This window comes from Streptomyces sp. NPDC006529, from assembly GCF_040611795.1.
GTDB lineage: Bacteria > Actinomycetota > Actinomycetes > Streptomycetales > Streptomycetaceae > Streptomyces.
The window spans coordinates 1-8,917 of sequence record NZ_JBEXPB010000090.1; the positions used below are offsets into that span (position 1 = coordinate 1).

Below are 8,917 nucleotides of genomic sequence, written 5' to 3' on the forward strand. Positions count from 1 at the left end.
TCGAGCGCCACCATCCGCACCCGACCAGCCGGCAGGTCCTCCAGGATCTCCTCATCCGTCAACAGCAGAGCCGCACCACTGTCAGCCAGCGTGAACGCGATCCGCTCCGCCGGATACTCCGGATCCACCGGCAGATACCCGGCACCCGCCTTCCACACCGCCAGAATCGACACGACCATGTCCACCCCACGAGGCAGACACAAAGCCACCAACGACTCGACACCCACACCCTGCGCCACCAGGAAACACGCCAGCCGATTCGCCCGCGCCTCCAACTCCGCGAACGACAACACCTCATCACCACACACCACAGCCACCGCACCCGGCGACCGCACCACCTGCGCCGCAAACAACTCCGGCACCAAACCAGACCCGAACTCCACCGCAGTGTCATTCCACTCCGACACCACCCGACGACGCTCCACACCACCCAACACCTCAACGGAAGCGATCCGGGTGTGCGGTTCCTCGGCGAGCGCTGTCACCAGGCTGTCCAATGCGGTGTGCAGCAGTCTGCACACGTGTCCCGCGTCGGCCGGGGCCACGGCCTGGACCGTCAGGACGAATCCGGTGCCCCGGTCGGTGACGGAGACGTTCAGCGGATAGTTCGAACGCTCCTGCATCGACATCGTGCGGATGCCGCCGAGGCCCGAGACGGTGTCCTCGCCGGTCTCCTGCCGGTACCGGTAATTGAAAACCGCCGTAAACAGGGGGCTGGAGGCCGGCACGCCGCTGGCGCGCTGGGCCACGGCGAGCGGAGCGTGCTCATGCTCCAGCAGGCCGGCCAGCTGCTGCCGCAGCCCGGAAAGCGCCTGTCCCACCTCGTCGGAGCCGACCCTCACACGAACGGGCAAGGTGTTGATGAAGGGGCCCGGCACCCGGTCGGCGCCGGCTCCTGAATTCATGCGGCCCAGCAGGACGGTGCCGAAGACGACATCGTCTCGGCCCGAGGCGGCCGCCAGAACACGGGCGAAAGCCAGGTGGAAGATGGTGGCCGCGCTCACGCGGAGCGTGCGGGCCGTTTCCCGCACCCGGTGGGAAAGCTCCTCGTCCACCAGGAGCTGCTCCCACTGTCCGTCACTGCCGTCACCGCGCGCGTCCAGCAGTCCGAACGGGGCGGTCGTCTCGTCCACGTCGCCCAGCAGTTCCGCGAAGTAGCGCTCGTGCTCCTCCTCGGCCACTCCTCGCCGGGTCTGCGCCACGAAGTTACGGAAGGGCATGGGTGCGGGCAGCGTGTCGGCCTGGCCGGACATGATCGCGTTCAGTTCGCCTAGTACCACGTCCAGGGCCGTCTGGTCCTGTGTGAGGTGGTGGATGCTCAGGGCTGCCAGCCACTGCCCGTTGTCGGACGACCGCGGCGACGCGGCGATCGCGACCCTCATCAGCGGGGCCCGGTTCAGGTCCACTCGTCCGGCCGCCAGCGCGAGCAGCTGCTCGGCCGGGTCGGTGCCGTGGGGGTCGAGCGTGACGTCCTCGACGGGCAGTACCGCGTTGCGCAGGACGACCTGGACCGGCTGGTGCAGGCCTTCCCACACGATCGCCGTACGGTAGATGTCATGCCGGTCGATCACCTGCTGAAGCGCACCGAGAAACGCGTCGAGGCGCTCGCGCGAGTCGAATCCGACCAGGGTCGTGGACGCAAAGACGTCGACGTCGCTGTCGGCCTGGAGCAGGTAGTGAAAGAAGATCCCTTCCTGGAGGGGGGCGAGGGGGTAGATGTCGGCGATGTTGGCCGCGCCGCCCTCGACGGTCGCGGTGATCCGCCCGATCTCGCCCGCGTCCAGATCCACCAGCGGCAGCATCTCCGGCGTGATCTCCACCGCATCCGCGGGGATCAGGTTCTCCGGCACCTCCACCCGCGCCGCGGACGCAGCCATCGCCAGACCCGCCGGAGTCGCGGTCTGGAACAACGCCCGCACCGACACCGAAACCCCACACACACGCAAACGCTCCACCAGCCGAACAGCCAGCAGCGAATGCCCACCGAGCGCGAAGAAATCATCGTCAACACCGACACTCTCAAGACCCAGCACCTCGGCGAACACCGAGCACAAGACCTCCTCACGAGCATCAGCCGGCCCACGACCCACCGCCGACGTGAACTGCGGATCAGGCAGCGCCTTACGATCCACCTTCCCATTCGCGGTCAACGGCAGCTCATCGAGCACCACGACCGCCGAAGGCACCATGTAGGCAGGCAGAATCCCCGCCACCCAGCCCCGCAGCTCAGCCGCATCCAGCCCGCCACCCCCAGCCGGCACCACATAACCGACCAGACGCTCCTCACCCGCCACATCCCCGCGAACAGCCACCACCGCCGAAGCCACCAGAGCATGACGCTCCAAAACCGCCTCGACCTCACCCAGCTCGATCCGGAAACCACGCACCTTCACCTGGTCATCCGTACGACCCAGACACTCCAACTGCCCGTCCGCAGTCCAACGCGCCAGGTCACCCGTGCGATACATCCGCTCACCCGAACCGAACGGACACGCAACAAACCGCTCCGCCGTCAAACCCGGACGACCCAGATACCCACGCGCCAGCTGAGCACCCGACAGATACAACTCACCCGCAACACCCGGAAGCACCGGCCGCAGCCCGCCATCCAGCACGAACGCCCGCATATTCGCAAACGGACGCCCCACCACCACCGAACCCGCACCCACCACAGCCGACGTCGCCCACACCGTCGCCTCAGTCGGCCCATACACATTCACCGCATCCGCGCCCGACTCACGCATCCGCGCAGCCAACACCTCCGGCAACGCCTCACCACCCACCAGCATCCGCACCCCAGAAGGCCAGACACCGGCATCCAGCAACGCACGCCACAACGACGGCACCGCCTGCACCACCGTCGCACCACTACCACGCACCAGCTCAAGCAAAGCCGCCGGCTCACGCACCGTCTCCCGACGCGCCAACACCACAGCCGCACCACGAACCAACGGCAGGAACAACTCCAACGCCGCAATATCAAACGAAACCGTCGTCACCGCCACCAGCCGGTCCCCCACACCCAACGGGACCCGCTCACCAGCCGCCCACAACAGATTCGCCAACGCACCATGACCCACCACCACACCCTTGGGCCGGCCCGTCGAACCCGACGTGTGAATCACATACGCCGGATGCCCCGCACACACACCACGCCCCAGCACCCCACCATCAAGACCAGCCAGCTCAGCAACCACCACCGGCTCATCCACCACCAGCACCCGCACACCCGCCGGAACCACACCCACAGTCCCACCCGAGGCCAGCACCACCACCGGCGCCGCATCCCCCACCATGAACGCAACCCGGTCCACCGGATACTCAGGATCAATCGGCACATACGCACCACCGGCCTTCACCACAGCCAGCAACGCCACCACCAGATCAACACCACGATCCAGCACCACACCCACAACCGACTCCGGCCCAACCCCCAGACCCACCAGACGCCGAGCCAACCGGTTCGCCCGCACATCCAACTCCGCAAACGAAACCTCAACACCCTCGAACACCACAGCAACCGCATCAGGCGTCCGCGCCACCTGAGCCTCGAACAACTCCGGCAACAACCCCGCCGGAACCCCCACCGACGTATCGTTCCACCCCTCCACCACCAAACGCCGCTCCTCCACACCCAGGACCTGAACGTCCCTCAGCGGAAGATCGCGGCCCGCGTCCAGCGCCTGCTCCAGCGCGGCGACGAGGTTCTCGGCGGTAGTGCGGACGGCCGAGCCGACGTGGCGTGCATCGATCGGGGCGACCGCGTCCACGGCCAGCCCGATCTCGGTACCGCGGTCGTCGACGGCGACCGAAAGGGGGTAGTTGGTGCGCTCGCGCGAAAAGACCGTCCGGATCCCGCTCTGCTCCTCGCGCGGGTCCGGTTCGCTCCCGGCCGTCGGTGCGGCCGGCCGGGCCGCGTTGTGCCGGTAGTTGAAAATCGAGGTGAACAGCGGTGAGTCGCCGGCCACCCCGCTGGCCTGCTGAGCCACGGCCAGCGGTGCGTGCTCGCGTTCCAGCAGCTCCGCCAGCTGACCTCGCATCGCTGCCACCGCTTGCAGGGCGCCGACCTCGTCGGTCCGTACGCGCACGGGCAGCGTGTTCATGAACGGCCCGGGTACCCGGTCGGCACCTGCACCCGCGTTCATGCGGCCGAACAGCACCGTTCCGAACACTACGTCCGTACGTCCGGACATCGCGGCGAGTGCGCGCGCCCAGGCCAGATGCAGAACCGTGGCAGGGCTGGCGCCCAGTCGGCGGGCGACATCCCGCAGCCGCTCGGTCAGCTCCGGCGCGAACGGCACCACGGCTCGGACGGCGTCCGCTCCGTCACCGCGCGCGTCGACGACCCCGTACGGTGCGGTCGACTCGTCGACGTCACCCAGCAGCTCGGCGAAGTAACGCTCGTGCTCCCCGCTCTTCGAACCGGCGCGTGCCTGCGCGACGAAGGTACGGAACGGTAGCGCCGGCGCAAGCTCAGCGCCCCGCCCGGTCAGGAAGGCCTCGACCTCGTCGAGCAGCACCTCCATCGCGGTGTGGTCCTGCACCATGTGGTGCACCCGTACCAGGGCCAGCCACCGGTCCGTCTCCGGATCGACCGCAGCGACGTGCACGCTGATCAGCGGGGCTCGGTTCAGATCCATCGAGAGGCCGGCGTGTGCGAGGAGCTGCTCGGCCGGGTCGGTGCCGTGGGGGTCGAGCGTGATGTCCTCGACGGGCAGTACCGCGTTGCGCAGGACGACCTGGACCGGCTGGTGCAGGCCTTCCCACACGATCGCCGTGCGGTAGATGTCATGCCGGTCGATCACCTGCTGAAGGGCGGCGGTGAAGCTGTCGAACCGCTCGCGCGAGTCGAACTCCACCACAGTGGGCATCACGTAGGCGTCCTCGCCGCCTTCCGCGAGCAGGTGGTGGAAGAGAAGGCCTTCCTGGAGAGGGGCGAGGGGGTAGATGTCGGCGATGTTGGCCGCGCCGCCCTCGACGGTCGCGGTGATCCGCCCGATCTCGCCCGCGTCCAGATCCACCAGCGGCAGCATCTCCGGCGTGATCTCCACCGCATCCGCGGGGATCAGGTTCTCCGGCACCTCCACCCGCGCCGCGGACGCAGCCATCGCCAGACCCGCCGGAGTCGCGGTCTGGAACAACGCCCGCACCGACACCGAAACCCCACACACACGCAAACGCTCCACCAGCCGAACAGCCAGCAGCGAATGCCCACCGAGCGCGAAGAAATCATCGTCAACACCGACACTCTCAAGACCCAGCACCTCGGCGAACACCGAGCACAAGACCTCCTCACGAGCATCAGCCGGCCCACGACCCACCGCCGACGTGAACTGCGGATCAGGCAGCGCCTTACGATCCACCTTCCCATTCGCGGTCAACGGCAGCTCATCGAGCACCACGACCGCCGAAGGCACCATGTAGGCAGGCAGAATCCCCGCCACCCAGCCCCGCAGCTCAGCCGCATCCAGCCCGCCACCCCCAGCCGGCACCACATAACCGACCAGACGCTCCTCACCCGCCACATCCCCGCGAACAGCCACCACCGCCGAAGCCACCAGAGCATGACGCTCCAAAACCGCCTCGACCTCACCCAGCTCGATCCGGAAACCACGCACCTTCACCTGGTCATCCGTACGACCCAGACACTCCAACTGCCCGTCCGCAGTCCAACGCGCCAGGTCACCCGTGCGATACATCCGCTCACCCGAACCGAACGGACACGCAACAAACCGCTCCGCCGTCAAACCCGGACGACCCAGATACCCACGCGCCAGCTGAGCACCCGACAGATACAACTCACCCGCAACACCCGGAAGCACCGGCCGCAGCCCGCCATCCAGCACGAACGCCCGCATATTCGCAAACGGACGCCCCACCACCACCGAACCCGCACCCACCACAGCCGACGTCGCCCACACCGTCGCCTCAGTCGGCCCATACACATTCACCGCATCCGCGCCCGACTCACGCATCCGCGCAGCCAACACCTCCGGCAACGCCTCACCACCCACCAGCATCCGCACCCCAGAAGGCCAGACACCGGCATCCAGCAACGCACGCCACAACGACGGCACCGCCTGCACCACCGTCGCACCACTACCACGCACCAGCTCAAGCAAAGCCGCCGGCTCACGCACCGTCTCCCGACGCGCCAACACCACAGCCGCACCACGAACCAACGGCAGGAACAACTCCAACGCCGCAATATCAAACGAAACCGTCGTCACCGCCACCAGCCGGTCCCCCACACCCAACGGGACCCGCTCACCAGCCGCCCACAACAGATTCGCCAACGCACCATGACCCACCACCACACCCTTGGGCCGGCCCGTCGAACCCGACGTGTGAATCACATACGCCGGATGCCCCGCACACACACCACGCCCCAGCACCCCACCATCAAGACCAGCCAGCTCAGCAACCACCACCGGCTCATCCACCACCAGCACCCGCACACCCGCCGGAACCACACCCACAGTCCCACCCGAGGCCAGCACCACCACCGGCGCCGCATCCCCCACCATGAACGCAACCCGGTCCACCGGATACTCAGGATCAATCGGCACATACGCACCACCGGCCTTCACCACAGCCAGCAACGCCACCACCAGATCAACACCACGATCCAGCACCACACCCACAACCGACTCCGGCCCAACCCCCAGACCCACCAGACGCCGAGCCAACCGGTTCGCCCGCACATCCAACTCCGCAAACGAAACCTCAACACCCTCGAACACCACAGCAACCGCATCAGGCGTCCGCGCCACCTGAGCCTCGAACAACTCCGGCAACAACCCCGCCGGAACCCCCACCGACGTATCGTTCCACCCCTCCACCACCAAACGCCGCTCCTCCACACCCAGGAGATCCACCGCGTCGATGCGTGCCTGCGGATCCCGGGTCAGCGCCGCCAGGGTCCGAACCAGCCAGCCTGCGATCCGTTCGGCCGTCGCGACGTCGAACAAGTCGGCGGCCACGGTCACCGCTCCGCGCAGACCGGCCGGAGCCCCTTGGGCGTCGTAGACCTCGAACGCGGTGACCTCCAGGTCGAACTTCGCGACGCGCGGCCCGGCCGCGGCGCCCGTCGGCGCTCCGGCAACCGATGCCTGCGACGGGTCCGGTACGGAGCGCACCGTGTTCTGAACGGTCAGCATCACCTGGAACAGCGGATGCCTGGCCAGGGAGCGCGCCGGGGCGAGCTCCTCGACCAGCCGCTCGAACGGCACGTCCTGGTGCTTGAACGCCGCCAGGCCCGACTTCCGTATCTGGGCGAGCAGTTCGCGGATGGTCGGGTTTCCCGTCAGATCGGTCCGAAGGACCAGGGTGTTGACGAAGAAGCCGACCAGATCGTCCAGTGCCTCATCGGTACGTCCTGCGACGGCCGTACCGACCGGGATGTCGTGGCCCGCACCGAGCCGGGACAGCAGGAGCGCCAGGGCGGCCTGCAACACCATGAAGGTGGTCATACCCTCGGCGCGTGCGACCTGGACCAGCTTGGCATGCAGGTCGGCCGGCACCTCGAGCGGCACGCTGTGGCCGCGGTAGCTCGCAACTGCGGGTCGCGAACGGTCGAAGGGGAGCTCCAGTTCCTCCGGTACGTGCGCCAGGGTTTCCTTCCAGTAGGCGATCTGCCGGGAGATCACACTATGGGGATCCGTCTCGTCACCGAGCAGCTCACGCTGCCACAGCGCGTAGTCGGCGTACTGCACCGGCAGCGGCTCCCACTCGGGAGCCCGGCCGAGAGACCGGGCCTCGTAGGCCGTGGAAACGTCCCGCGCCAGCGGGCCGGCCGACCATCCGTCGCTGGCTATGTGATGGGTCGTCACCACGAGGACCTGCTGGTCCGGTCCCGCCTGGAACAGCCAGGCGCGGATCGGCACTTCCGTCGCGAGGTCGAAGGGGTAGCCCTCGGCCCCGGCGATGGCGTCAGTCAGGTCGGCTGGCGCCACCTGGACGACGGATAGTTCCCACTCCAGTTCGTCGAGCTTGACGATGCGCTGGTACGGCTCGCCCTCCGCCACCTCGTACACGGTACGCAGCACCTCGTGCCGCCCGAGCACATCCCGCAGGGCGGCGTTCAGCGCCGCCGTGTCGACCTGACCCGGCAGGGGCAGGACGACGGGGATGTTGTACGTGGCGCTCGGGCCGTCCAACTGGCTGATGAACCACAACCGACGCTGGGCAAAGGACAAGGGAATCATCAGGACTCCTCCTGGGTGCGCATCGGCCGCAAAGTCGGCCTGGTGGACTTCTCATTTCCAAGGTGCTGTGCAAGGCCGGCCACGGTCGGCGTGTCGAACAGCGCTGCAATCTCCAGCTCGACGCCGACGAGCGCCCTGATCCTGCTGATCAGGCGGATCGCTAGCAGTGAGTGGCCGCCGAGGGCGAAGAAGTCGTCATCGACGCTGACCCGCTCCACACCCAGCACCTGGGCGAACGCCTTGCAGAGGAGTTCTTCCTGTGGGGTGGACGGCTCCCGGCCGGTGCCCGCCACCACGGTGAAGTCGGGGGCCGGCAGGGCCTTGCGGTCGAGTTTGCCGTTCACCGTCAACGGCAGCGCGTCCAGCACCACCACCGCCGCCGGCACCATGTACGCCGGCAGCTTCCCACCAACGAACTCCCGCACGAGAGCGGGTAGTTCCGCCCGATCCGCACCGGAGGCCGGGACGACGTACGCGACCAGAGCGGTCGCACCCGCCTGCCCCGCACGCGCGACCACCGCCGCCTGCGCCACCTGCGGATGCGCGGCGATCACCGCCTGGACCTCACCCGGCTCGATCCGGAAACCACGGATCTTCACCTGATCGTCACTACGGCCCGCGAACACCAGCTGACCGTCCCCGGCCCACCGCGCCCGGTCACCGGTCCGGTACAACCGCTCACCCACACCACCGAACGGATCCGCCACGAA

Annotated in this window: 2 protein-coding genes; both read right to left on the reverse strand. The window is 67.8% G+C overall.

The window, feature by feature from the left end:
- Window positions 1-8,207 (reverse strand): amino acid adenylation domain-containing protein (locus ABZY31_RS30835; RefSeq protein ID WP_356416932.1); only part of this gene is annotated, 8,207 nt, incomplete at its 3' end.
- Window positions 8,207-8,917 (reverse strand): phosphopantetheine-binding protein (locus tag ABZY31_RS30840; protein WP_356416934.1); only part of this gene is annotated, 711 nt, incomplete at its 5' end. The genes ABZY31_RS30840 and ABZY31_RS30835, both read right to left, overlap by 1 nt.